Origin of the sequence: Flavobacterium sp. 20NA77.7 (assembly GCF_031326205.1) — a bacterium.
Lineage (GTDB): Bacteria > Bacteroidota > Bacteroidia > Flavobacteriales > Flavobacteriaceae > Flavobacterium > Flavobacterium nakdongensis.
Genome location: NZ_CP133721.1, coordinates 1765375 through 1790416, shown reverse-complemented (window position 1 = coordinate 1790416; position 25042 = coordinate 1765375). Strand labels below are relative to the sequence as shown.

The window sequence follows — 25042 nt, the reverse complement described above, 5'->3', positions numbered from 1 at the left end:
TGTATATTTGCGTTACTAATAAATTACAAACCTTGAATTTAGAATATTTCATAGCCAAAAGACTAATCACTGCTAAAAGCTATAAAAGTAGTGTTTCTTCTCCAATAATAAAAATTGCCATTTTAGCTATTGCGCTTAGTATTGTTATGATGATCGTCGCAGTAGCTACAGGAATAGGATTGCAACAAAAAATTAGAGAAAAAATCGCGGCTTTTAATGGGCATATTATAGTGTCAAATTATGATGATAACCAATCTCAAGTTACGGTCCAACCCATTGATATGCCAAAACAACTATTTGTCAAGCTTAAAGATTATGCAGGTATAGCACATGTGCAAGAAGTAGCAACAAAAGCCGGTTTAATTAGAACAGAAAAAGAATTTGAAGGAATTGTGTTTAAAGGCGTAGGACGAGAGTACGATTGGTCTAAGTTGCAAGAATTTTTAGTGCAAGGTCAAATGCCTAAATTTGATAATACAACTACAAATCAAGTTCTTATTTCAACATTTTTAGCCAATCGATTGCATTTAAAACTAGGCGATGCTTTTAATACATTCTTTATGAAAGAACAAGGAAAGCGTCCTAGTGTAAGAAAGTTTACCATTGTGGGGATTTATAATTCAGGTTTTCAGGAATTCGATTCGTCTTATGTTATAGGAGATATCCAGCATATTCAACGCATTAATAAATGGCAAAAAAATCAGGTTGGAGCCTATGAAGTTTTTGTGGATGATTTTACTAAAATGGAACAAACTGCACAAGAAGTATATCAAACCATACCTCCCACATATAATAGCATTTCCATCCAAGAAAAATATGCAAGTATTTTCGAATGGCTAAAATTGTTTGATTTTAATATTCTTGTTGTACTTATTATTATGATTGTAGTTGCTACTATAAATATGATAGTTGCTTTATTGGTGCTTATTCTAGAGCGCACACAATTAATAGGGTTGCTAAAGGCAGTAGGCGCATCAGATTGGTCTGTTAGAAAAATATTTATATATAACGCCTTACATTTAGTTTCCAGAGGTTTACTTTATGGTAATAGTATAGCTTTGTTCTTGTTGTTTCTTCAAAAACAATTTGGCATTATAAAATTAAACCCCGAAAGTTATTACGTGGCTGTTGCGCCCGTAGTTATAAATCCATTACACATTCTTTTTTTAAATATAGGTACGGTTATCATATGCGGTTTAGTCTTATTAATCCCTTCTTATATTATTACTAAAATTACACCTGTTCGTGCCTTGCGATTTGAATAACCAGCTATTCCCGTGTTTCACTGTAGTTGTCCTTTGTTAAAAAAAGTCTCACTGGCTTTTGCAAGCGCTTCTTTGGTCGCGTTGCAAGCGCGGTGTTCCTATTTTTTTAACACATGCCAAGCTGCCGTTTCACCCGGGGCTATAGAAGGAGTTAGTAGTTGGGAGTGAGGAGTATGTAGTTGAGGTAAATCTTGTTTATTAATGTCTTTGTAATCAGTTAAGTTTCAGGTTTCAGGTTTAGCTTCGCTCTGTTCGGTTTCGCCTCGGGTCAGGTTTAGCTTCGTAAATCTTAAATCGTGCATCGTACTTCATTTTCAAATCTTCAAATTCGTAATTCGTAATTCATAATTCGTAATTCCCATCACCCATTACCTAACTCCCATTCTCTATCCCTTAGTATTTGTAACTCGTTGTAAGTTATTGATTTATAAAAAAACATAAAAAAAAGATGTTTAGTAATTAGGAAAAGATGTTTAGTATTGTTTATCTTTGCCGTCCTTTAGAAACGGGATGGTTATAAAGTTTAGTTCTTATAATAAATTGATTAGAAACGAGTTGTAATTTTTTTCAAAAAAAAGCGCAAAAAGTTTTGGAGGTTATAAAATAAGTGCTACTTTTGCACCCGCTAACACAGAGAATGGTATTTGAAGTGTTAGATAAAAGAGAATAAAAAGTTCATAGACATATTGGATTGACAGCATACAAAAAGAGAGAGTAAGACTTTTTTGAGTATACGAATTAGACCTAGCAAAAAAAAGAGATATCGTCGATAATATTTAAATGGTTTTATATCATTTATAACAAACTACGATGAAGAGTTTGATCCTGGCTCAGGATGAACGCTAGCGGCAGGCCTAACACATGCAAGTCGAGGGGTAGAGTTAGCTTGCTAACTTGAGACCGGCGCACGGGTGCGTAACGCGTATGCAATCTACCTTGTACAGAGGGATAGCCCAGAGAAATTTGGATTAATACCTCATAGTATCTTCGAGAGGCATCTCTTGATTATTAAAGTTCCAACGGTACAAGATGAGCATGCGTCCCATTAGCTAGTTGGTATGGTAACGGCATACCAAGGCTATGATGGGTAGGGGTCCTGAGAGGGAGATCCCCCACACTGGTACTGAGACACGGACCAGACTCCTACGGGAGGCAGCAGTGAGGAATATTGGTCAATGGGCGAGAGCCTGAACCAGCCATGCCGCGTGCAGGAAGACGGTCCTATGGATTGTAAACTGCTTTTATACAGGAAGAAACCCTCCCACGTGTGGGAGCTTGACGGTACTGTATGAATAAGCATCGGCTAACTCCGTGCCAGCAGCCGCGGTAATACGGAGGATGCGAGCGTTATCCGGAATCATTGGGTTTAAAGGGTCCGTAGGCGGTTTAATAAGTCAGTGGTGAAATCTGGTCGCTCAACGATCAAACTGCCATTGATACTGTTAGACTTGAATAATTGTGAAGTAACTAGAATATGTAGTGTAGCGGTGAAATGCTTAGATATTACATGGAATACCAATTGCGAAGGCAGGTTACTAACAATTTATTGACGCTGATGGACGAAAGCGTGGGGAGCGAACAGGATTAGATACCCTGGTAGTCCACGCCGTAAACGATGGATACTAGCTGTTCGGAGTAATCTGAGTGGCTAAGCGAAAGTGATAAGTATCCCACCTGGGGAGTACGCACGCAAGTGTGAAACTCAAAGGAATTGACGGGGGCCCGCACAAGCGGTGGAGCATGTGGTTTAATTCGATGATACGCGAGGAACCTTACCAGGGCTTAAATGGGAGACGACAGTTTGGGAAACCAGATTTTCTTCGGACGTCTTTCAAGGTGCTGCATGGTTGTCGTCAGCTCGTGCCGTGAGGTGTCAGGTTAAGTCCTATAACGAGCGCAACCCCTGTCGTTAGTTGCCAGCGAGTCATGTCGGGAACTCTAACGAGACTGCCGGTGTAAACCGTGAGGAAGGTGGGGATGACGTCAAATCATCACGGCCCTTACGTCCTGGGCCACACACGTGCTACAATGGCCAGTACAGAGAGCAGCCACTTAGCGATAAGGAGCGAATCTTCAAAACTGGTCTCAGTTCGGATTGGAGTCTGCAACTCGACTCTATGAAGCTGGAATCGCTAGTAATCGGATATCAGCCATGATCCGGTGAATACGTTCCCGGGCCTTGTACACACCGCCCGTCAAGCCATGGAAGCTGGGGGTACCTGAAGTCGGTGACCGTAAGGAGCTGCCTAGGGTAAAACTAGTAACTGGGGCTAAGTCGTAACAAGGTAGCCGTACCGGAAGGTGCGGCTGGAACACCTCCTTTCTAGAGACATAAGATATCTTATGTTAGGTTAAAGTTGTAAAAAGAAGGGGTTTTACTCTTGCTGTTAATTCAAAGAAATAAGTTTAAGATACAGAGTCTCGTAGCTCAGCTGGTTAGAGTACTACACTGATAATGTAGGGGTCGGCAGTTCGAGTCTGCCCGGGACTACTTTTTTAATTGATAATTGGTAATTACAATTCACAATTAAAAAAAAGCTGTTATTCTTAAATAAAAGGAAATTCTGGAAGTTGGGATTCATAATTCGTAATTCTGAATTCATAATTCTGAATTCAAATTGGGGGATTAGCTCAGCTGGCTAGAGCGCCTGCCTTGCACGCAGGAGGTCATCGGTTCGACTCCGATATTCTCCACTATTCTGGTGAATAGTAAAGAGTAAATAGTAATTAGCCTTGTGCTAATCACTAATTACTAGTAACTAATTACTAAGAAAAAAGTTCATTGACATATTGAGATACAATACATTTAAAAAGTAGAAAGACACAGTATATTGTTTTTAGGACAGTATATACAAAATAAAAAGAAAGCAATAAGCAAAATAAGGGCGTATGGGGGATGCCTAGGCTCTCAGAGGCGAAGAAGGACGTGATAAGCTGCGATAAGTTACGGGGATTGGCACACACGAATTGATCCGTAAATTTCCGAATGGGGCAACCCACCATGTTGAAGACATGGTACTCCGATAGGAGGGTAAACCCGCTGAACTGAAACATCTAAGTAGGCGGAGGAGAAGAAAACAAAAGTGATTCCGTAAGTAGTGGCGAGCGAACGCGGAATAGCCCAAACCAGAGTTGTTACGGCAATTCTGGGGTTGTAGGACCACGTCATTTTATGCAAAGAGAATTAGAATAACCTGGAAAGGTTAACCATAGAGGGTGATAGTCCTGTATAAGTAATCGATGTAATAAATAGTGGTATCCTGAGTAGGGCGGGGCACGTGAAACCCTGTCTGAATCTGGCGGGACCATCCGCTAAGGCTAAATACTCCTGAGAGACCGATAGTGAACCAGTACCGTGAGGGAAAGGTGAAAAGAACCGTGAATAACGGAGTGAAATAGATCCTGAAACCATACGCCTACAAGCGGTCGGAGCCCTTTTGTGGGGTGACGGCGTGCCTTTTGCATAATGAGCCTACGAGTTACCGTTGCTGGCAAGGATAAGTGGTTAAGTCATGGATCCGTAGCGAAAGCGAGTCTGAATAGGGCGCTATAGTCAGTAATGGTAGACGCGAAACCGTGTGATCTACCCATGGGCAGGATGAAGCTGTGGTAACACATAGTGGAGGTCCGAACCGGTTGACGTTGAAAAGTCTTCGGATGACCTGTGGGTAGGGGTGAAAGGCCAATCAAACTCGGAAATAGCTCGTACTCCCCGAAATGCATTTAGGTGCAGCGCTGGCTTAAGTTATATAGAGGTAGAGCTACTGATTGGATGCGGGGGCTTCACCGCCTACCAATTCCTGACAAACTCCGAATGCTATATAATGTTTACCAGCAGTGAGGGCATGGGTGCTAAGGTCCATGTCCGAGAGGGAAAGAACCCAGACCATCAGCTAAGGTCCCCAAATGTATGCTAAGTTGAAAAAACGAGGTTTGTCTGCCCAGACAGCTAGGATGTTGGCTTGGAAGCAGCCATTCATTTAAAGAGTGCGTAACAGCTCACTAGTCGAGCGGACGAGCATGGATAATAATCGGGCATAAGCATACTACCGAAGCTATGGATTTTGTAGCAATACAAAGTGGTAGGGGAGCATTCTAAACTGGGTTGAAGGTGATCTGTGAGGGTTGCTGGACTGTTTAGAAAAGCAAATGTAGGCATAAGTAACGATAATGCGGGCGAGAAACCCGCACACCGAAAAACTAAGGTTTCCGCAGCTATGCTAATCAGCTGCGGGTTAGTCGGGTCCTAAGGCGAACCCGAAAGGGACAGTCGATGGCCAACGGGTTAATATTCCCGTACTACTGTTAATTGTGATGGGGTGACGGAGTGATGAAAGTACCGCGAACTGACGGAATAGTTCGTTGAAGCACCTAGCTATAGGCTCTATAGGCAAATCCGTAGAGTTTGGTGAAATGCGATAGTACACGGAGGCTTCGGCCAAAGTGATAGTGTACCTAAGGGCTTCCAAGAAAAACCTCTAAACTTAGATTAACAGTACCCGTACCGTAAACCGACACAGGTAGTTGAGGAGAGAATCCTAAGGTGCTCGAGAGATTCATGGCTAAGGAATTAGGCAAAATAGACCCGTAACTTCGGGAGAAGGGTCGCCCCGAGCAATCGGGGCCGCAGTGAAGAGGTCCAGGCGACTGTTTATCAAAAACACAGGGCTCTGCAAAATCGTAAGATGAAGTATAGGGCCTGACACCTGCCCGGTGCTGGAAGGTTAAGAGGAGATGTTATCTTCGGAGAAGCATTGAATTGAAGCCCCAGTAAACGGCGGCCGTAACTATAACGGTCCTAAGGTAGCGAAATTCCTTGTCGGGTAAGTTCCGACCTGCACGAATGGTGTAACGATCTGGACACTGTCTCAGCCATGAGCTCGGTGAAATTGTAGTATCGGTGAAGATGCCGATTACCCGCAGTGGGACGAAAAGACCCTGTGCACCTTTACTATAGCTTAGTATTGACCTTGGACACGTGATGTGTAGGATAGGTGGGAGACTATGAAGCGGCTTCGCTAGGAGTTGTGGAGTCATTGTTGAAATACCACCCTTTGCTTGTCTGAGGCCTAACCCCGCGTTGTGGGGGACATTGCTTGGTGGGTAGTTTGACTGGGGTGGTCGCCTCCAAAAGAGTAACGGAGGCTTCTAAAGGTTCCCTCAGCACGCTTGGTAACCGTGCGTAGAGTGCAATGGCATAAGGGAGCTTGACTGAGAGACATACAGGTCGATCAGGTACGAAAGTAGAGCATAGTGATCCGGTGGTTCCGCATGGAAGGGCCATCGCTCAAAGGATAAAAGGTACGCCGGGGATAACAGGCTGATCTCCCCCAAGAGCTCATATCGACGGGGGGGTTTGGCACCTCGATGTCGGCTCGTCACATCCTGGGGCTGGAGAAGGTCCCAAGGGTTGGGCTGTTCGCCCATTAAAGTGGCACGCGAGCTGGGTTCAGAACGTCGTGAGACAGTTCGGTCTCTATCTACTGTGGGCGTTAGAAATTTGAGTGGATCTGACTCTAGTACGAGAGGACCGAGTTGGACGAACCTCTAGTGTATCAGTTGTCCCGCCAGGGGCACCGCTGAGTAGCTACGTTCGGAAGGGATAAGCGCTGAAAGCATATAAGCGCGAAACCCACCACAAGATGAGATTTCTTTTAAGGGTCGTGGAAGATGACCACGTTGATAGGCTATAGATGTAAAGGCAGTAATGTCATAGTCGAGTAGTACTAATAACCCGTTAGCTTATTGTACAAGTCTCCCGATAGCAATATCGGGAGCGAATTCTTTTTTTAAATGTTTTTATCTCAGTATGTTACGATATTAGTCTCGTTACAAACGAGACAGTGAAAAGTAACTAGTAACAAGTAGTGATTAGCCAAAAGCTAATTACGAATCACTAAGTGCTTATCACTTAAAATTTAAGGTGGTTATTGCGTCGGGGCTCACCTCTTCCCATTCCGAACAGAGAAGTTAAGCCCGATTGCGCCAATGGTACTGCATCACTGTGGGAGAGTAGGTCGCCGCCTTTTTTTAGAAAGCCTGTCTATAATTAGACAGGCTTTTTTGTTTTGTAGTAACAACAAAGTAGTATTTAAATTTTTATATATATTGAACTACAACTAAAAAATAAACCTCTTTAGGTCTCTGAGTTTATCAAAGAGAAAAGAGGCTTGTTTTTATGTTTTTGTAAATTGTTTTGAGAAAATGGTAGTTCTGCAACAGTTACGCCTGTTATAAGTGGGCAGTTAAAACTCAGATGTCAACGTAAACATTACTTGACCATTTAAATCAACATTTTCATATTTTCCATCACCATTCAACTGAACGGTTTCAAATGCCATTTCTGTCCACGCAACCTGATGTTTTTTTGTCGCATGAACTTTTATTTCATTTGAAAACTCTCCAGAATTATTAAATATTTTTGGATTCCAATCTGTTTTTATGTCAAGTTTTTCAGCAATAAATATAGCACTTTCCATCGCGCATTCCATGAAGTCAATTTTTCCATAAGTATTGTGTTGAATTGAAATTCTATTTCGCAAAAATCTCACTTCTGCTTTTTCATTCCTTTCAAACATTGATGAAACTGATAATTTACATTCTCTTTCAGGTTTTCTTAATTCACCATGTTTTAACGAATCTGCTAAGTCAGAAATAATTTTATAAGATTGAAGTTCTTTCGCTAAAATTTCAGGTTTTATTTTTGCAATTGCTTCTGGTAAATGTTTTATAGAAACAGTTAAAGCATTTGCTGTTGTAATAAAATCATTTATTGCTGGATTCATTGAAAAAGGCGCAGCTAATTGTTGGTTTAGAGTTTCCCAAGGTTTAATAACTTCAGAAATAAATCTTATGGCTTTTTCTTTCATATTTTGGTATTGTTTACGCGGTCGTCGACTGCTTGCTTATAACGTTTCGCGGCTTTGCGTCTGTTACGAATCCAGCGAACTGCGTACTGTCTACTAAGATAAAATATTTTCATGAAGAAAGAAGTTCAATTCAAGAAAAACCAGCAATAGCGCGAAATCGCTGTTACCAGCAGTACCGTCATGGATCTACTTCAAAATTGTCAAGTTTTTTTATTCCTTCAACTTTTTCCTTTCGAGTTAATATATTATCATTTTTATCCTTAATGATTATTTCAGTCTTACCATTTTTAGAAGTGTAATTTTCAACTTGCTTTCCGTTTCCATTATTAAATTCACCATAATATTCAAGAAGTATAAAATCTGAATCTTGGAAACCAAATTTGTAAATAGAATATGCACTATCGATATTGTAATTGACAATCACTTTATTGTCCTCAATTTTTAGGTTGCAATATGATTGAAGAGGTATTAATTTTTTTCGAGTACGTGCTTGTAAAATTATTCTATTTGAAGTTGCAATTAAATTTCGCTCTTTTTTATCATTCAATAAAAATACATTCAATATGAATGGATAATTTGTGTCTGTACTGTCTTTATTTATAATTACTTCGTCAATCAAATTATCCGAATTTAAATCTCCAACAACTTTTAAAACTATTTGTTCATCTTTATCTTGACAATAAGAATAAAATGAAAAAAAGATGAAAAATATTATGTTTGAAAGCTTCATTCTGATGGTATTGCTGGTAATCGTAAATATAAGCATGTTTCGTTTACAAACATTTATAAACGTTTATAACTATTTGTAAATATATAAAAAATATGAATTGAATTGTAAAATTTCTATCATAGCCCCGATGGAAGTAAACTACCGTGTAGTGCGAACAGCGGGAGAATATTTGTATAAAAATATAAATGCCTGCTCCATAAAATGAAACAGGCATTCGTGTTTTTGTTTACTTGTAATTTATGAAATATACGCTTTATACATCCAAATTAGTTTTTCTTGTTCTCTAATATTGTCACTCATAAGGGAAGACGTACCTTCGTCGTCTATTTCTTGTGTTAATTTTAAAATGATACGTTGTAGCTGAATTAAGGTTGCTAAAGATTCAATGATAGTTGCTATAGCAATCGTATCTTTTGTTGTTTCTTTTATCTCTGTAATGGTAGCGGTTTTTTGATAGTCGCTAAAATTATGATTTGGACAATACCCTAACGTTAATATTCTTTCTGCTATTTCGTCTATTTTAAGTTGAAGGTTGGTGTATAGTTCTTCAAATTTTAGGTGTAATTCAAAGAAATTTTTTCCTTTGATGTTCCAATGAAATCCTCTTGTATTTTGATAAAATATAGAATAATTTGCTAGTAGAATATTTAGCTTTGTAGCTAATGTTTCCAATTTTGGTTGGTCTAAGCCAAGTGAATTGAACTGTGTCATAATTTGGTATTTATTTATGACAAAGTTAAGTTATAAATTGTGAGCTAAATTTAATTTAACATAAGCTTTTGTTATAGTTTCATAGATTAAACTACATAAAACTTGCTATTACAATACCAAAAGCAATGGCTAAGAGCTTGGCTAAGTTAAATTTATGTCCTTCACTGGTTTCAAAAATAATGGTTGATGATATGTGAAATAATATACCTACTACAAAGCCTAATGCCTGAGCTTGGTAAGTTTGTATAAAGGTTAATTCTTTTGCTAATAAAGTGCCCACAGGTGTCATTAATGCAAATACTATCATAAAAAATAAAATCGCTTTTTTATCAAGTGCCGCATTTTTAAAGAAAAGTGTCAATATCATTGCTATGGGAAGATGGTGAATGGCTATGCCAAAAGCGAGATGGTTATCGTTATTTATGGGAATTCCTTCAAGTACAGCGTGTACACATAAACTGATGAAAAGTAACCATGGAATTTGATTCATTTTTTCGTGTCCGTGAACATGTCCGTGTTCAGCACCTTTTGAAAAATATTCTAAGATGATTTGGAAAACGATTCCCAGCATAATGTACAATCCTATAGTTGAATGTACATGCTCATGTGCGTCATGATGACTTATTTCTGAAGCATAAATACCCGGAAGTAAGTGCATAACGGTTAATGACAATAAAAAAGAACCACTAAAGGCTAAAAGCAATTTGATGTTTTTTTTGTTTTTAGGCGTAACAAATAAGGCAATTAAATAGCCTATAAGGACAGATAAAAATGGAAATAGATATACGGTATATTTCATGGGCCTTATTTAAAAATCATGATTAGTCGTTCTGATTCGTTTTTGTAGAATTTCTTTAATTTATAATCACCAAAAATATCTAACATATAAATGCCACATTGCTCCATCATTTTTTCAAAGTCTTCTAGGTAGAGTGCCGAAACTTTTTCTTTAAACAGAAAAGTTTTGTCATTATCAATGACCTCTATTTCTTTGATTATTTTTTTATGTTCAACATAGCGTTTAATGTTAAATGTAATGCCGTCAATGTGTTTTGTCTCTTCAGGAACAAGATTTGCAATTACATAACTGGCGTTTAAAAAATCGATAACACCAAAGCCATATTCTGAAAGGCTATTTTTAATTACGTGTAATGCTTTAATATTATCTGCAGTTTCGTCAAAATAACCAAAACTGGTAAATAAATTAAAAACTGCATCAAATTGTTCTGTTATAGGCTCACGCATATCATGTACCTTAAATTGTAAGCTTTCATTAGCGTATTGTGAGGCGTGTGCAATGCTGTTTTCAGAAATATCCATTCCTGTAACTTGGTAGCCCAATTGATTTAAATAAACGGCATGTCTTCCTTTACCACAAGCCAAATCTAAAATACTTCCGTTTTCGGGAAGATTAAGATAATGGGTTAAATTATCCATAAATAGTTGTGCTTCGCTGTCGTCTCTGTCCTTATAAAGTATGTGATAATAAGGTGTGTTGAACCACGATTCAAACCAATTTGCTTCTGCTTGCGGGCTATTCATTATCATTAAAATTGAATTCATTTCTTTCAAGTAGCAAATTTAATGTATTTTTGCACAAGAATGTCCGAATAATTGAAATTGCATTTATTTTTTGCAATAGTACGGGAACTTGACTCATGGAAAATTATAAAATGGTAGCCAAAACGTTTTTTGGCTTTGAAGAACTACTTGAAAAAGAACTGTTACAGTTAGGTGCGCAACAGGTACAGAAAGGAACCCGAATGGTTAGTTTTTATGGCGATAAAGGATTTATGTACAAAGCAAATTTAGCTTTGCGTACAGCATTAAAAATACTAAAACCGATACACACTTTTAAAGCTACGCATGAAAAAGGCCTGTATGCAGGGATACAAGCTATAGACTGGTCGACTTATCTATCGGTACAGCAATCTTTTGTAATTGAAACAACTATATATTCTGAAACGTTTACGCATTCGCAATTCGTTTCTTTAAAAGTAAAAGATGCTATTGTAGATCAGTTTAGAGAAAAAACGGGACTGCGCCCAAATATTGATAAGGATTTTCCTGATTTACGAATTCATGTACATATTGATAGAGAATTGTGTACGGTTTCGTTAGATACTTCGGGGACGTCTTTGCATCAGAGAGGGTATCGTACGGCGACTAATATTGCACCTATCAATGAAGTATTAGCCGCAGGTATTTTGCTTTTATCAGGTTGGGACGGACAGGCTCATTTTATTGATCCTATGTGTGGTAGTGGCACCTTGTTAGCCGAAGCGGCTATGATAGCTTGTAACATTCCAGCTAATATTAATCGTAAAGAATTTGCTTTTGAAAAATGGCAAGATTGGGATAGTGTGCTGTTTGATACTATTTTAGAAGCGTTACTAAAGAAGACTAAAGAGTTTCATTATACAATTACAGGTTATGACAAAGCGCCTAGCGCCGTTAGAAAAGCTAAAGATAATTTAGAGAATGCTAATTTAGATGAGTATGTGTCTATTTCTCAAGAAGATTTCTTTGAAACGGAGAAAGCGGTTCAAGGTCCATTGCACATGGTGTTTAATCCGCCTTATGGTGAGCGTTTAGATATTCAGATGGAGCGTTTTTATAGAGAAATTGGCGATACTATGAAACAAAAATATCCAAATACTACCGCATGGTTTATTACTTCAAATTTAGAAGCCTTAAAGTTTGTGGGACTTAGACCCTCTCGAAAAATAAAATTATTTAATGGAAAACTTGAAGCTAGATTGGTGAAGTATGAACTATATGAAGGCAGCAAGAAAGGGAAATATATGAATAATTAGTGATTCGTTTTAACAATTCCTCGATTCATAGTAAGATAACAGGTAAAAGTAAAAGTTTAGTGATTAAAAATAAAAAACACTATTTTTACAAAAGTTAAAATAGCTCAAATAGCATTCACGACTCACCTGATATTAATTAAAAAAGTATAAATAGTAATTACATAACTATAAACAAAACAGATGAAAAAAATAATTTATTTAGGTTTTTTGATGTTAGCATTCAATGCCTTTTCTCAACAAAAAGTAAAAGAATTTCAAGCAGGACATATTATCAAAATTACGGTTCCTGAATACATGACAAAAACAGTAGGTTTAAATGATGATGCGTGTATTCAGTTTCAAAATTTAGTTAAGGATGTGTACACCATTGTTATTGAAGATAATAAGGAGGAATTGACCATGGCAGAATTATCTTATGCGGATGTTAAAGAATTTTATGAAGATTTTGCAGGAGATTTTTTAAAAGATGAAAAAGATAGAAAAATAGGCAAACCAAAGTATAGTAAAATTAAGGATATTAATTATGTAGTTTCCGAAGCGTCATATTTTGATACAGAGTCAAATATTCCTATTTACTATGTAATTGGTATAGTAGAAACCAAAACTTCGTTTTACAAAATATTATCTTGGACCACTGAAGATAAAAAAGTACAGTATAAAGCAGATTTTGAAAAAATTATTTTCACATTAAAAGATTAAGATGTCAAAGAAAGTTAAAGCATTTGTATACAATTTTTTAGGTTTTTTAGTAATCTACATACCTACGTTGTATGTTGTGGATATAGCAACTCATTTACAAGGTATTTGGATTCCTATGACCGGATTTATGGTGTCTGTTCTAGTAGCGCCTAAGTTTCAAGCTGTAAAAACCCATGAGGGAGAAAAAATATACATGAAATGGCTTTTTGTCAAAGGGGTTAGAGAAATAAAATAAAAAAATCCCGAATTACATCGGGATTTTTTATATTTTAATGTGTTTTGTCATTTCGAATTTATTTCGGAATCTAAAAATTATTGTAAATCAAATAATTACAGAAACTAAAACGAGTTCAGTTTGACAATATTAACCTTTTTAGGTAGCCTCTTTTTTAGTCATGTTTTGCCACGGTTTTATTTTTCTTATAAATAGGAATAAAGTAGCTTATGCTGTAATTAAAACCTGCGCCAAATTTACTCCCTTCATACGTTTTATTGAATCCGGGAATGTATAAATTAGCAAATCCATCAGGCGTTTTGTTCGTCATCATGTAGTTGAGGCGAGCAGAGAATCCTACAAATACATTATTAAAAACTTTTGCTTTAAGTCCTGTTACGACTTCTAGCCAATTTGCAGAAAGGCCATTCCATTTTTCCCCAGAAATAATGGTGTTTTGTCCAAAATTACTTCCCGCTTGGTAAATGGTATAGTGGTTTAAGGTTTGGCTAAAACTTCCTACACCCGCACGCATACCTATATAAATGAGGTTTTCCATGTCGAGCCAATTTTCATACGCATTAAAATCAAAACCTACTTTAAAATAAGTGCCTTTTGCGGTATAGTTGAGTTGGTCGTCGTTTACTGTTTTTTGTTCGTTCCCAAGTTCTCCCGCTATATAAAACTTTTTTGTTAAACGATAATCGGCTACAAATTCTAAGCCTTTATAATTTTTATCATAGAAAGATCTTGAAATTCGGTACGCGTCAATTCCAACTCTTAATCCGTAGCGTTGCGAAATTTTAATGGAATCTTTTGCAACGGGTTTATTTTGTGCCGTACTCACCACACAAAAACAAATAAGTAGTATTTTAAAAATAGAGTTTAACATGGGTTTCAGTTTCGTTAGCAATAGATGATTGTACGATGACTATATTTTGTATCCAATTGTTGCTGTCAGGCGTGAGTACAACTGGATTTACAGTGTTTAATGAAAATAAGGTTCTAAATCCACAAGCTCTAGACACATAAGACGTAGTTCTGGAATAGGAGAAGGTAAGTACATCTAAATTATCGTCTGTAGTTAGGGTTGTTCCCCCATTTTGAATAAAATGTAAAACGGTATTGTCTTGAAATGTTTTTAGCGGAACTTTAATTTTATTGGTCCCTGAAAAAGGACTCAACGCTTTTGTAAAGTCTGGAGAAGTTACGACTAAGTTGGACACGTTTTTTGCTGTAGTTGGATTAGCGGCATCGTAAAATTCAATGACAACTTTGGGTGTTGTAGGGGTGCTTTCGGCACAAATATCATCTTTTTCACAACTAGATAGCAAAAAAGTAAGTCCTAATAGTAGCAATAATTTACCGTTCATACTTGTTAATTTTTAGTGCGTAATTCTAATAAAACCACGTTTTCTACATGATGTGTTTGCGGAAACATGTCTACCGGACGCACACGTGTTACGCTGTATTTTTCATCTAGCAGTGCTAAATCTCTAGCCTGAGTAGCCGAATTACAACTTACATAGACTACTTTTTTAGGTGCAATTTTTAAAATTTGTTCCACTACATCTTTGTGCATGCCGTCTCGAGGTGGGTCAGTAATGATTACGTCGGGTTGTCCATGTGTACTAATGAATTCATCATTAAATACATTTTTCATGTCGCCTACAAAAAAATCGCAATTCGTAATTTGATTGCGTTCCGCATTAATTTTGGCATCAGCAATAGCTTCAGGAACGGCTTCTACGCCAATTACTTTTTTAGCTTTTTTTGACACAAATTGTGCAATAGTGCCTGTTCCTGTATATAAATCATAAACGATTTCATTACCTGTTAATTCGGCAAAATCTCTCGTAATTTTATACAATTCATAGGCTTGTTCTGAATTGGTTTGATAAAAAGATTTAGCATTGATACTAAATTGTAAACCTTCCATTTCTTCCAAAATATAATCTCTGCCTTTAAATAAAATAATATCTTGATCGTAGAGTGTGTCATTCAATTTTTGATTAATTACATATTGTAAAGATGTAATCTCTGGAAAACGCTCTGCTAAGAAATTCATAAGCAATTCGATATTTTTTTTGTCATTTTCAAAAAACTGAATCAACACCATTAGCTCTCCTGTAGATGCTGTTCGTATCATTAAAGTTCGCAAAAGGCCTTCGTGATTTCTGGGATTGAAAAAAGATAAATTAGCAGCGTTAGCAAAGGTTCGTATCTCATTACGAATCGCATTAGAAGGGTCTTGCTGTAAATGACAAGTAGTAATGTCTAAAATTTTATCCCACATACGTGGAATGTGAAACCCAACAGCATTTTTATTGTCTAAATCTTCACCTGATTGAATTTCGGCATCTGTCATCCATCTTGAAGAAGAAAAGCCAAATTCCATTTTATTTCTGTAAAAAAAATGTTTGGCTGAGCCTAAAATGGGTTCAAACTCGGGTAAATCAATTTTCCCAATGCGTTTCAAATTATTATAAACTTCTTGGTTTTTATATACTAATTGTTGGTCGTAGTTCATGTTTTGCCACTTGCAACCCCCACACACGCCAAAATGCTCACAAACGGGGGCAACACGATGCGTGGAAAAGGAATGTATTTTAGTGGCTTTTCCTTCATAATAGGCTTTTCTTTTTTTGAAGGTTTGAATGTCTGCCACATCGCCTGGCACCACATTCGGAATAAAAATTACTTTGCCATCAGGAGCTTTTGCTACCGATACACCTTTTGCGCCTGCATCAAGGATTTCTACGTTTTCGAATACGATTTTGTCTGTTTTCTTTCTTCCCATGAAGCAAAAATAAGGATTGTTAGTATCATTTAATAAATTATTTTACTTTTATAGCAAAATTAAGACCATGCACACACACTTAGCTTTGCTTAGAGGTATCAATGTTTCTGGACACAACATGATTAAAATGGATGTTTTAAAATCAATTTTAGAACAAGCAGGATTTGTAAATGTGCAAACCTACATTCAATCGGGTAATGTTTTTGTAGATACGGAAGAAGAAAATAGTGCGAGTGTGGGGTTTAAAATTAAGCAAGAAATTTTCAAACAATTAGGTTTAGAGGTTCCGGTTGTGGTTATTAGTAAAAAAGATTTAGAATTGTGTTTTAAAAATAACCCGTACCTAAAAGAAAAAAACCTCGATACTAAAAAACTATATGTGGCTTTTATCTCAAAAGGACTGCCAGTTTCTGCTATAAATGATTTAAAAATTAGCCAATTTAAACCTGATGAAGCCGCTGTAGACCAAAATAAAATTTACATAAAGTATGCTGTTGGTGCAGGAAATACAAGATTAGATCAAAAATATATAGAAAAGAAATTACATGTGGTTGCGACCATTCGTAATTGGAATACGGTAACGAAGTTATTGGAAATGTTTGAGTAAGAGTTGGAAGCTCCAAGTAGGGAGTAGGGAGTTTTTTCTTCCAGCATTCAATTTCTATCTTCCAACAAAATTTACTACTTTTGTATAGGGTTGATTTCTCACCTTTAAGAAGGAATTGCGATGTAACAATCAATAAACAACCAAATCATGTCAGTTATAGAAAAAAATCCCGTACACTTCGGGACGGCTGAAGCCATAGCTTTAGAAGATCAATTCGGAGCACACAACTACCACCCACTTCCTGTAGTATTAAGTAAAGGCGAAGGCGTTTACGTTTGGGATGTTGAAGGAAAAAAATATTTTGATTTTCTCTCTGCCTATTCGGCAGTTAATCAAGGGCACTGCCATCCAAAAATTGTAAATGCTTTAATTGAACAAGCCAAAACCTTAACCTTGACCTCTCGTGCATTTTATAATGATAAGTTAGGGGTGTATGAAAAATATATTACAGAATATTTTGGATTTGATAAGGTATTGCCTATGAATACAGGAGCTGAAGCAGTAGAGACAGCAATCAAAATCTGTAGAAAATGGGCTTACGAAAAGAAAGGAATTGCCGAAAAACAAGCCCAAATTATTGTTTGCGAAAATAATTTTCACGGGAGAACGACCACTATTATTTCTTTTTCAAATGATGAAAATGCCCGAAAAAACTTTGGCCCTTATACAGAAGGATTTATTAAAATACCTTATGACGATAGTGCAGCATTAGAACAAGTATTAGCATCATCACCTACTATTGCCGGCTTTTTAGTTGAACCTATTCAAGGCGAAGCAGGGGTTTATGTGCCTTCTGAAGATTTTATAACAAAAGCAAAAGCATTATGCGAAAAATACAATGTATTGTTTATTGCTGATGAAGTACAAACAGGTGTTGCTCGAACAGGTTCATTATTAGCCGTTTGTGGTAATTGTATTTGTGAAAATAAATGTGAAAGACAAGCGACATATGTACAACCTGATATTTTAATATTAGGTAAAGCAGTTTCTGGAGGAGTGTATCCCGTTTCGGCAGTATTAGCAAATGATGAAATAATGAATGTCATTAAGCCAGGTCAACATGGTTCTACCTTTGGAGGAAATCCTGTTGCGGCTGCGGTTGCAATGGCTGCTTTAGAGGTTGTTGCGGACGAAAACTTAGCTCAAAATGCACGAAGATTAGGAAAAATCTTCAGGGAAGAAGTAGAGAAATATATACAAACGTCAAACATAGCTATTCTAGTAAGAGGAAAAGGTTTGTTGAATGCTGTAGTGATTAATGATACTGAAGAAAGTGATACAGCTTGGAATATTTGTGTGCGACTTGCCGAAAAAGGATTGTTAGCTAAACCTACTCATGGAAATATTATTCGTTTTGCACCACCATTAGTAATGACGGAAGAAGAATTAAGAACGTGTATAGATATACTGCTCGAAACATTGAAAGAGTTCGAAAAATAAAAAAAGAGGCCATCGCCTCTTTTTTTATTTGTTATACTAACTGCTTTAAAGCAATTTCAAAAGCTCTTGCACTAATGTTCTTCTTGTCTGAATTTAAATCATATGTTTTTTGAATGGCTTTTTTAATAATTTCAGAAGAATCATTAAATATAGCTTCGTCAGTCATTTGTACTTTTTTCTCCATAAAATAAGCGAAAACTCTAGCCATACCACAATTGGATATGAAGTCTGGAATTAAGCTTATTTTTTTATCTGTGTCTTCCATGATTGGACCAAAAAATATTTCTTTATCTGCAAAAGGAACATTCGCACCGCATGAAATAACTTCTAATCCAGAAGCAATCATATGGTTTACTTGGTCTTGAGTCACTAATCTAGAAGCAGCACATGGTGTAAAAATTTCAGCTCCAATTTTCCATATTTTTTCATTTATTTCAGCAAATGGAATCATGTGTTCAGCGACTAATTTATTACCATCTTTTGCTAAAAATAAGGCTGTTATTTCTTCAAATGTAAATCCATTTTCATTCAATACGCCTCCATCACGATCGATAATACCAACTACTTTAGCACCCATTTTTGATAAATAGTATGCAGCTGCTGAACCTACGTTTCCAAAACCTTGAACAATAGCTCTTTTGCCTTTCACATCTCCACCATAAATTGTATAAAAATGTTTTACCGCTTCGGCTACTCCAAAGCCAGTAATCATATCAGCAACAGTATATTTTTTTAAAACATCTGGTGAATAAGCTGGGTTTTCGATAACTTTTATAACGCCTTGACGTAATTGTCCTATTCTATTTATTTTATCCGCTTCAGTGGGTTTAAAATGCCCGTTAAAAACACCTTCTTGTGGATGCCAAACACCACAATCTTCAGTCATAGGGATTACTTCATGGATTTCGTCTACATTTAAATCGCCACCCGTTCCATAATAATTTTTTAATAGAGGAGAAACCGCTTTGTACCATCTTTCTAGGACTCCTTTTTTACGTGGATCAGCAGGGTCAAAGTTAATACCCGATTTTGCACCACCTATCGCCGGCCCAGATACTGAAAATTTAACTTCCATTGTTTTAGCTAATGAAAGTACTTCATTCATGTCTAAACCTTTACGCATACGTGTTCCGCCACCTGCAGCTCCGCCTCTTAACGAGTTGATTACTGTCCAGCCTTCCGCTTCTGTTTCAGGATCTTTCCAGTTGAATACAATTTCTGGTTCTTTATCTTCAAATTTTTTTAATAAATCTTTCATTAAATTAGTTTTAGGTGTTGTGTCTGTTTATTTGGTGCAAATATAATTGTAATAATTGAACTTGAAAATTAGTTTGTAGTAAATATTTTACCTGATGAGTGATCTTTTTGGGCGCCCGTTACACTTGCTAAAACATTGATTTCATTTCTTAATTTTAACACACCAAGTAGGGCAAATATGAGTGCTTCTTTAAATTCAATTGTTTTGGTGTCAGGAATGGTTATTTGGATATATGGTGCATTTTTCTGGATTTCATTGATTAAGAAAGTATTGTATGCTCCACCACCAGTAACTAATAATGTGCTGTTTTTTTGTGTTGTCACTTTGGCAATTTGAAAGGCGACATGTTTAGTAAAAGTATGTAACACATCTTCTGTTGAACAATTAAATTTTTCTATAAGTGGAAGAATTATGTCTTTTACATATTCAAAACCTAAAGATTTTGGATACGGTTGATGGTAAAAGGGTAGGGCGTTTAGGGTATCAAATAAGTAGGTGTTTAAAATTCCTTTTGCGGCATGTTTGCCGCCTTCGTCAAAATGGAAACCTAGTTTTTCGGCATATAAATTTAAAACGGTATTTACTGGAGAAATATCGAAAGCAATACGTTTTCCGTTTTCAAGCATTGAAACATTTGAAAAACCACCTAAGTTTAAACAATACGTATAGGAAGAAAATAAAATTTGGTCTCCTATAGGAACTAATGGCGCACCTTGACCACCTAGTTCAACATCTTGTATTCTAAAATCACATACAAAAGGAACAGTGAAATAAGAAGCTATTTCGGGTAAATTTCCTATTTGTAATGTAAAACCATTTTGGGGTTGATGTAAAATAGTATGCCCGTGCGAACAAATAGCATCTAAATTAGTTAGCTGATTTTTTGCAATGAAATGAGAAATTAATTCACCTAAATAGGAAGTGTATTTTTTGTTTAACGTTTCTAATTCAGTTGTGCCATAATTGATGCCGTTTTTTAATGCTGTAATCCATTCTTGGTTATAAGGTATTGTCTCGCAAACACCTATTTTATAATGCCAAGTAGCGTTGTTTAATGTAAAATTTACATGCGCAATATCTACTCCGTCTAACGAAGTTCCTGACATCACGCCTATAACGTTATAGTGATTTTTAAACATGGGTTAAAAATACAAATTGTTATTGAAAAATTCATATTTTTTATATACATTTGAACTCAAATTTTACATATTATTCAATTTATATACTTATAAAATATGGATTTCAATTTATCTGAAGAACATTTGATGATTCAACAAGCAGCGAGAGATTTTGCTCAAGCTGAATTATTACCCGGAGTAATCGAAAGAGATGAACATTCAACTTTTCCTACTGAGCAAGTCAAAAAAATGGCTGAGCTTGGTTTTTTAGGAATGATGGTTGATCCAAAATATGGTGGTGCAGGTTTAGATAGTATTTCGTATGTGGTAGCGATGGAAGAGATTGCTAAAGTAGATGCGTCTGCCGCAGTTATTATGTCGGTTAACAATTCGTTAGTTTGTGCCGGATTAGAAAAATATTGTAATGAAGAGCAAAAACAAAAATATTTAGTGCCCTTAGCGCAAGGTGATGTAATTGGAGCATTTTGTTTATCAGAGCCAGAAGCGGGTTCGGATGCCACTTCGCAAAAAACGACTGCCATTGATAAAGGTGATTATTATTTGTTAAATGGAACAAAAAATTGGATAACAAACGGAGGAACAGCCTCTACGTATATTGTTATTGCACAAACAGATATTGAAAAAGGACATAAAGGGATTAATGCTTTTATTGTAGAAAAAGGTTGGGAAGGATTTTCTATTGGCCCAAAAGAAAAGAAAATGGGAATTAGAGGTTCTGACACACATTCTTTATTGTTTAGTGATGTCAAAGTGCCTAAAGAAAACAGAATTGGTGAAGATGGATTTGGTTTTAATTTTGCGATGGGCGTGTTAAATGGAGGCAGAATAGGAATTGCTTCACAAGCATTAGGTATAGCACAAGGGGCTTATGAGCTGGCATTGAAATATGCACAAGAACGTGTAGCTTTTGGAAAACCAATTTTTAATCACCAAGCGATAGCATTTAAATTAGCGGATATGCATGTGAAAACTACAGCAGCACGCTTATTAGTTCATAAAGCAGCGGCTGAAAAAGATGAAGGAAAAGATATTGCACATTCTGGTGCTATGGCAAAATTGTATGCTTCTGAAGTAGCTTTAGAAGTGGCTAATGAAGCTGTTCAAATACATGGAGGAAATGGCTATGTAAGTGAGTATCATGTAGAGCGTATGATGCGAGATTCAAAAATTACTCAAATTTATGAAGGTACTTCTGAAATTCAACGAATTGTTATTTCTAGAGGGCTTGTCAAATAAGTAAGGACATAAATTAGAAAGGCGGTTAATAAATTTTACCGCCTTTTTTTATTACATACAATCTAGTGCTCGTTCTAAACGCATGCCTCTCGATCCTTTAATTAATACAAATGAATGAGTTATTTTTTCTATTCCAAATTTTAACTGAAAATCTTCAAAGGAATTGAAAAAATGTAAATTAAATTGTTCTATTTGTTGCGTTACAAATTCCTTTCCTACAAAATAAAAAGTAATTGTATCTTGCTGTTTGCAGAGTTCCACTATTTTTTTGTGTTCTTCAAAGCTTTCTTCTCCCAATTCAAACATATCACCTAAAATAGCAATTTTATTTTCTTCCTCTAGCTGAAAAAAGTTTGTTAATGCAGCTTGCATACTACTAGGGTTTGCATTGTAAGCGTCAAGTATGATAGTGTTAGTTTCTTTTTGAAGTAATTGAGAACGGTTATTTGTGGGGATGTAATTTTCGATTGCTTGTTTTATGATTTCGATTGGAATGTTAAAATAGGACCCTATTGTTATGGCAACATTTATATTGTTTGCGTTATATAGTCCAATGAGATGGGATTGAATGATTGTATTGTTACATTTAATTTTCACCATCGGATTCGCTTCAATAGAGTCAATTGTAACAAAATTATTTTTTGCGTGTAAACCAAATGAAATAGTTTCTATATATTTGGTTTTTTCAACTTGTAACGGGTCGTCATTGTTTATAAAAGCAATATGATTTGAAGAGGTTAAATAGTCATACAATTCGCTTTTTCCTTTGATAACTCCTTCAACACCACCAAAGCCTTCTAAGTGCGCCTTTCCAAAATTAGTTATGTACCCAAAATCTGGTTGGGCAATTTGGCATAAAAATTCAATTTCTTTTTGATGATTGGCGCCCATTTCTACGATCCCCATTTCAGTGTCTTTACGAAACGAAAGCAAGGTAAGAGGAACACCTATGTGGTTATTAAGGTTGCCAAATGTAGCTTGTGTTTTATATTTTTGTGAAAGCACGGCATAGATAAGTTCTTTTGTTGTCGTTTTTCCATTACTACCTGTAAGTCCAATAATTGTACACGGTAATTGTTGGCGATGGTAATTAGCTAATTTCTGTAATGTTTCTAAACAATTATCAACAAGAATATATTGGTCGTTTTTTTTGAATTTGCTTTCGTCTATTAAAGCGTATTTTGCGCCTAACTCAAGTGCTTTTTCTGCAAATTCATTTCCATTAAACGTATCACCCTTTAAAGCGATAAAAAAGTTATTTGCTTCGATTTTTCGAGTGTCTGTTGTTACTCCAGTAGTTTCAAGAAAGTAAAGGTATAGTTCTTCTATTTTCATTAAATTTTCATTTGGATTGTGCTAAAATAAAAAAAAGCCCTTTAATACTAAAGGGCTTTTAAAAATATTATCTAGAATTATTTGCTTTTAACATTACCTCTAGGTGTTTTCTTGTTGTTTTTTGGTCCTACTTTTGACATAGCACATCTAAATCCGATGTAGTCTGTTGCCATATCTTGTGGGAAGTATCTTCTTGAAGCAGGGTCTAACCAATATGCTCTGTCTCTCCATGAACCTCCTTTATATACACGAACATTGTCGTCTATTAAAGTTGTTCTTTTGTCTGAACGGTCATATTTTTTGTCCATTTTTCCAAGGCTATCAACATCGATTTTATGCATTGGAGCATGATACATTCTTTCGTTTGTTTTGTCTTTTCCTGCATCTTCTTCAGAATCTCCAAAATTGAAATAGCGAGTAGATTGTCTGTCACCATCTCTGTAATTTCTATTATCTGATTTATCAAAGTTTTGTCTTAAATACGTTTCGTTTTCGTCAACTGGAACTTGAGCAATTTGACCTGGGAAACTTCTTGCCATGATTTTACCATTACTTAACGTGTCGTATTTTATAGTTTCTGAAGTAATAAATTCTACAGTACCATCAGCACCAATTTTGTTTTTTGTATAAACGTTTCCTCTGTAGTAGTTGAAATCATTAGCTTCATCATCAACTGTAGGTCGGTACACGTCAGCAACCCATTCAGCAACGTTACCAGCCATGTCATATAAACCGAAATCATTTGCAGGATATGATTTTACTTTATTAGTAATATCTGCACCATCATCAGACCAGCCAGCAATACCGCCATAATCTCCTTTTCCTTGTTTAAAATTGGCTAATTGATCGCCTCTATATTGTCTTTTTCCAGAGCGCGTGTATTGCCCTTTCCAAGGATATTTTTTTTGTCCTTTATAAATGTTATATTCTCTGTTACCTACTAATGCTAAAGCAGCATATTCCCATTCAGCTTCGGTAGGAAGTCTGTATTCAGGTAAAATGATACCAGAACTTCTTTGAGCATATACATTTTTTACATCTTCACCAACTTGTTTTTTACCAGATTGGCCCATTACTTTTTTCTTAACAATTTCTGCATTGCCGCCAAAAGATTTTGAAGGAGAATTCACATAGGATTCTGTATCAAAATTAGCATCTGCAGTTACGTCTTTTATTTTGGCATCTTTTTTCAAATAGCCTTCTCTTTCTAAGATATTTTCGTTTACACGATTTGTTCTCCAATCACAAAACTCAGAAGCCTGAATCCAATTAACGCCTACTACAGGATAATCAGCATACGCAGGATGTCTTAAATAATTGTTTGTCATGGTTTCATTATAACCTAAACGATTTCTCCATACTAATGTATCAGGAATAGCGCCGTTATAAATATTTTTGTATTTTTCGTCTGATGGAGGAAAAACAGATTTCAACCAATATAAGTATTCTGCATACATCATATTTGTTACTTCCGTTTCATCCATGTAAAATGATTGAACATGTTGTTTTGTTGGGGAGTTGTTCCAATCATGCATTACATCATCGTCCACTTTACCCATAGTAAATGTACCGCCTTCAACAGACACCATTCCAGGGGGAGTTTCTTGTTGCTTAAACTTAGTGTTGTATTGGAAACCGCCTTTTTTGTCGTTGATTTTCCAACCTGTTGCAGAAGAACCACCTTTAGTGCTTCCTTTTTTGCTACAACCAGTAAAACCTATTGTTAGCGTTATTGCCACCAACAATTTTAAAGCCATAATTTTAGTAACTTTCATACTTTAGTAGGTAATAATTTTAGTGCCGCAAGATAATAATAAACCATTAATATGCAACAAAAAAAAAAAAAAATATTAAACAATCTTTTTAAATAGTAATTTGATAACGTTTGTTTTGTGCTATTTATTGTTTTTATTTTAAAATATT

Annotated in this window: 19 protein-coding genes, 2 tRNA genes and 3 rRNA genes; 12 read left to right on the top strand and 12 right to left on the bottom strand. The window is 36.0% G+C overall.

Going from position 1 to position 25042, the window contains the following annotated elements; all coding sequences use genetic code 11:
- The first annotated feature begins 32 nt into the window (after positions 1-32).
- From RF683_RS07955 to rrf, 6 genes are all read left to right on the top strand, one after another.
- Complete coding sequence (locus tag RF683_RS07955) at positions 33-1265, top strand: ABC transporter permease (protein WP_309533163.1); 1233 nt, start codon at positions 33-35, stop codon at positions 1263-1265.
- A gap of 807 nt (positions 1266-2072) precedes the next feature.
- Positions 2073-3588: ribosomal RNA gene (locus tag RF683_RS07950) — 16S ribosomal RNA — on the top strand.
- Between the two features lie 94 nt (positions 3589-3682).
- A tRNA-Ile gene (locus RF683_RS07945) sits at positions 3683-3756 on the top strand.
- 129 nt (positions 3757-3885) lie between these two features.
- Positions 3886-3959, top strand: a tRNA-Ala gene (locus tag RF683_RS07940).
- A gap of 174 nt (positions 3960-4133) precedes the next feature.
- Positions 4134-7015 (top strand): 23S ribosomal RNA (locus tag RF683_RS07935).
- Positions 7016-7184: 169 nt separating this feature from the next.
- Positions 7185-7294 (top strand): 5S ribosomal RNA (gene rrf / locus RF683_RS07930).
- Together the 16S, 23S and 5S rRNA genes with 2 tRNA genes alongside form the textbook arrangement of a ribosomal RNA operon.
- A 216-nt stretch (positions 7295-7510) precedes the next feature.
- Here the strand turns inward: rrf and RF683_RS07925 are convergent.
- From RF683_RS07925 to RF683_RS07905, 5 genes are all read right to left on the bottom strand, one after another.
- Complete coding sequence (locus tag RF683_RS07925; protein WP_309531789.1) at positions 7511-8134, bottom strand: hypothetical protein; 624 nt, start codon at positions 8132-8134, stop codon at positions 7511-7513.
- A 178-nt stretch (positions 8135-8312) separates the two neighbouring features.
- Complete coding sequence (locus RF683_RS07920) at positions 8313-8900, bottom strand: hypothetical protein (RefSeq protein WP_309531788.1); 588 nt, start codon at positions 8898-8900, stop codon at positions 8313-8315.
- Between the two features lie 201 nt (positions 8901-9101).
- Positions 9102-9575, bottom strand: a complete 474-nt coding sequence (locus tag RF683_RS07915; protein ID WP_309531787.1) for a Dps family protein — start codon at positions 9573-9575, stop codon at positions 9102-9104.
- A 91-nt stretch (positions 9576-9666) separates the two neighbouring features.
- Complete coding sequence (locus RF683_RS07910) at positions 9667-10374, bottom strand: ZIP family metal transporter (protein WP_309531786.1); 708 nt, start codon at positions 10372-10374, stop codon at positions 9667-9669.
- Between the two features lie 5 nt (positions 10375-10379).
- Positions 10380-11138: a class I SAM-dependent methyltransferase gene (locus RF683_RS07905; RefSeq protein WP_309531785.1), complete on the bottom strand. Its 759-nt coding sequence runs from the start codon at positions 11136-11138 to the stop codon at positions 10380-10382.
- Between the two features lie 95 nt (positions 11139-11233).
- Between RF683_RS07905 and RF683_RS07900 the strand changes: the two genes are divergently transcribed.
- The 3 genes from RF683_RS07900 to RF683_RS07890 all read left to right on the top strand — a co-directional run bounded on the left by RF683_RS07900 (position 11234) and on the right by RF683_RS07890 (position 13325).
- Entirely contained in the window at positions 11234-12391 is a 1158-nt protein-coding gene (locus tag RF683_RS07900) for a THUMP domain-containing class I SAM-dependent RNA methyltransferase (protein ID WP_309531784.1), read from the top strand.
- 180 nt (positions 12392-12571) lie between these two features.
- A complete protein-coding gene (locus tag RF683_RS07895) occupies positions 12572-13090 on the top strand; it encodes a hypothetical protein (RefSeq protein WP_309531783.1) in 519 nt (172 codons plus the stop codon).
- 1 nt (position 13091) lies between these two features.
- The gene (locus RF683_RS07890) at positions 13092-13325 is read left to right on the top strand and encodes a hypothetical protein (RefSeq protein WP_309531782.1); all 234 of its coding nucleotides are present in this window, start codon (positions 13092-13094) and stop codon (positions 13323-13325) included.
- A 154-nt stretch (positions 13326-13479) separates the two neighbouring features.
- On the opposite strand, the gene RF683_RS07885 is transcribed toward RF683_RS07890, so the two are convergent.
- From RF683_RS07885 to rlmD, 3 genes are read right to left on the bottom strand one after another with little or no spacing between them, the layout of a single operon-like run.
- Positions 13480-14196, bottom strand: a complete 717-nt coding sequence (locus RF683_RS07885; protein WP_309531781.1) for a DUF6048 family protein — start codon at positions 14194-14196, stop codon at positions 13480-13482.
- Positions 14177-14677 (bottom strand): DUF6452 family protein, encoded by a 501-nt coding sequence (locus RF683_RS07880; RefSeq protein WP_309531780.1) that lies wholly within the window; start codon positions 14675-14677, stop codon positions 14177-14179. Before RF683_RS07880 ends, RF683_RS07885 begins: the two co-directional genes overlap by 20 nt.
- Positions 14678-14682: 5 nt before the next feature.
- Entirely contained in the window at positions 14683-16104 is a 1422-nt protein-coding gene (rlmD, locus tag RF683_RS07875) for a 23S rRNA (uracil(1939)-C(5))-methyltransferase RlmD (protein WP_309531779.1), read from the bottom strand.
- Positions 16105-16171: 67 nt separating this feature from the next.
- On the opposite strand from rlmD, the gene RF683_RS07870 reads away from it, so the two are divergent.
- Together RF683_RS07870 and rocD are read left to right on the top strand one after the other, a co-directional pair.
- On the top strand, positions 16172-16711 hold the full coding sequence (locus RF683_RS07870; RefSeq protein ID WP_309531778.1) for a DUF1697 domain-containing protein: 540 nt from the start codon (positions 16172-16174) through the stop codon (positions 16709-16711).
- Positions 16712-16858: 147 nt separating this feature from the next.
- Positions 16859-18151, top strand: coding sequence for an ornithine--oxo-acid transaminase (rocD, locus tag RF683_RS07865; RefSeq protein ID WP_309531777.1), 1293 nt, complete (start codon positions 16859-16861; stop codon positions 18149-18151).
- Positions 18152-18182: 31 nt separating this feature from the next.
- On the opposite strand, the gene RF683_RS07860 is transcribed toward rocD, so the two are convergent.
- Entirely contained in the window at positions 18183-19409 is a 1227-nt protein-coding gene (locus tag RF683_RS07860) for a Glu/Leu/Phe/Val dehydrogenase dimerization domain-containing protein (RefSeq protein ID WP_309531776.1), read from the bottom strand.
- Positions 19410-19477: 68 nt separating this feature from the next.
- The gene (locus RF683_RS07855) at positions 19478-20548 is read right to left on the bottom strand and encodes an anhydro-N-acetylmuramic acid kinase (protein WP_309531775.1); all 1071 of its coding nucleotides are present in this window, start codon (positions 20546-20548) and stop codon (positions 19478-19480) included.
- 96 nt (positions 20549-20644) lie between these two features.
- On the opposite strand from RF683_RS07855, the gene RF683_RS07850 reads away from it, so the two are divergent.
- Complete coding sequence (locus RF683_RS07850; protein WP_298656517.1) at positions 20645-21784, top strand: acyl-CoA dehydrogenase; 1140 nt, start codon at positions 20645-20647, stop codon at positions 21782-21784.
- 51 nt (positions 21785-21835) lie between these two features.
- On the opposite strand, the gene RF683_RS07845 is transcribed toward RF683_RS07850, so the two are convergent.
- Entirely contained in the window at positions 21836-23119 is a 1284-nt protein-coding gene (locus tag RF683_RS07845; protein ID WP_309531774.1) for a UDP-N-acetylmuramoyl-tripeptide--D-alanyl-D-alanine ligase, read from the bottom strand.
- Between the two features lie 77 nt (positions 23120-23196).
- Entirely contained in the window at positions 23197-24894 is a 1698-nt protein-coding gene (gldJ, locus tag RF683_RS07840) for a gliding motility lipoprotein GldJ (protein WP_309531773.1), read from the bottom strand.
- Positions 24895-25042: the final 148 nt, after the last annotated feature.

What these genes read in the sequence shown, in the direction of transcription:
- RF683_RS07905 (WP_309531785.1), bottom strand. Translation starts at nt 11,138, where the DNA reads ATGAATTCAATTTTAATGATAATGAATAGCCCGCAAGCAGAAGCAAAT.
- RF683_RS07855 (WP_309531775.1), bottom strand. Translation starts at nt 20,548, where the DNA reads ATGTTTAAAAATCACTATAACGTTATAGGCGTGATGTCAGGAACTTCG.
- RF683_RS07845 (WP_309531774.1), bottom strand. Translation starts at nt 23,119, where the DNA reads ATGAAAATAGAAGAACTATACCTTTACTTTCTTGAAACTACTGGAGTA.
- RF683_RS07920 (WP_309531788.1), bottom strand. Translation starts at nt 8,900, where the DNA reads ATGCTTATATTTACGATTACCAGCAATACCATCAGAATGAAGCTTTCA.
- RF683_RS07860 (WP_309531776.1), bottom strand. Translation starts at nt 19,409, where the DNA reads ATGAAAGATTTATTAAAAAAATTTGAAGATAAAGAACCAGAAATTGTA.
- RF683_RS07910 (WP_309531786.1), bottom strand. Translation starts at nt 10,374, where the DNA reads ATGAAATATACCGTATATCTATTTCCATTTTTATCTGTCCTTATAGGC.
- RF683_RS07870 (WP_309531778.1), top strand. Translation starts at nt 16,172, where the DNA reads ATGCACACACACTTAGCTTTGCTTAGAGGTATCAATGTTTCTGGACAC.
- gldJ (WP_309531773.1), bottom strand. Translation starts at nt 24,894, where the DNA reads ATGAAAGTTACTAAAATTATGGCTTTAAAATTGTTGGTGGCAATAACG.
- RF683_RS07850 (WP_298656517.1), top strand. Translation starts at nt 20,645, where the DNA reads ATGGATTTCAATTTATCTGAAGAACATTTGATGATTCAACAAGCAGCG.
- RF683_RS07900 (WP_309531784.1), top strand. Translation starts at nt 11,234, where the DNA reads ATGGAAAATTATAAAATGGTAGCCAAAACGTTTTTTGGCTTTGAAGAA.
- RF683_RS07925 (WP_309531789.1), bottom strand. Translation starts at nt 8,134, where the DNA reads ATGAAAGAAAAAGCCATAAGATTTATTTCTGAAGTTATTAAACCTTGG.
- RF683_RS07895 (WP_309531783.1), top strand. Translation starts at nt 12,572, where the DNA reads ATGAAAAAAATAATTTATTTAGGTTTTTTGATGTTAGCATTCAATGCC.
- rlmD (WP_309531779.1), bottom strand. Translation starts at nt 16,104, where the DNA reads ATGGGAAGAAAGAAAACAGACAAAATCGTATTCGAAAACGTAGAAATC.
- RF683_RS07915 (WP_309531787.1), bottom strand. Translation starts at nt 9,575, where the DNA reads ATGACACAGTTCAATTCACTTGGCTTAGACCAACCAAAATTGGAAACA.
- RF683_RS07890 (WP_309531782.1), top strand. Translation starts at nt 13,092, where the DNA reads ATGTCAAAGAAAGTTAAAGCATTTGTATACAATTTTTTAGGTTTTTTA.
- RF683_RS07880 (WP_309531780.1), bottom strand. Translation starts at nt 14,677, where the DNA reads ATGAACGGTAAATTATTGCTACTATTAGGACTTACTTTTTTGCTATCT.
- RF683_RS07885 (WP_309531781.1), bottom strand. Translation starts at nt 14,196, where the DNA reads ATGTTAAACTCTATTTTTAAAATACTACTTATTTGTTTTTGTGTGGTG.
- rocD (WP_309531777.1), top strand. Translation starts at nt 16,859, where the DNA reads ATGTCAGTTATAGAAAAAAATCCCGTACACTTCGGGACGGCTGAAGCC.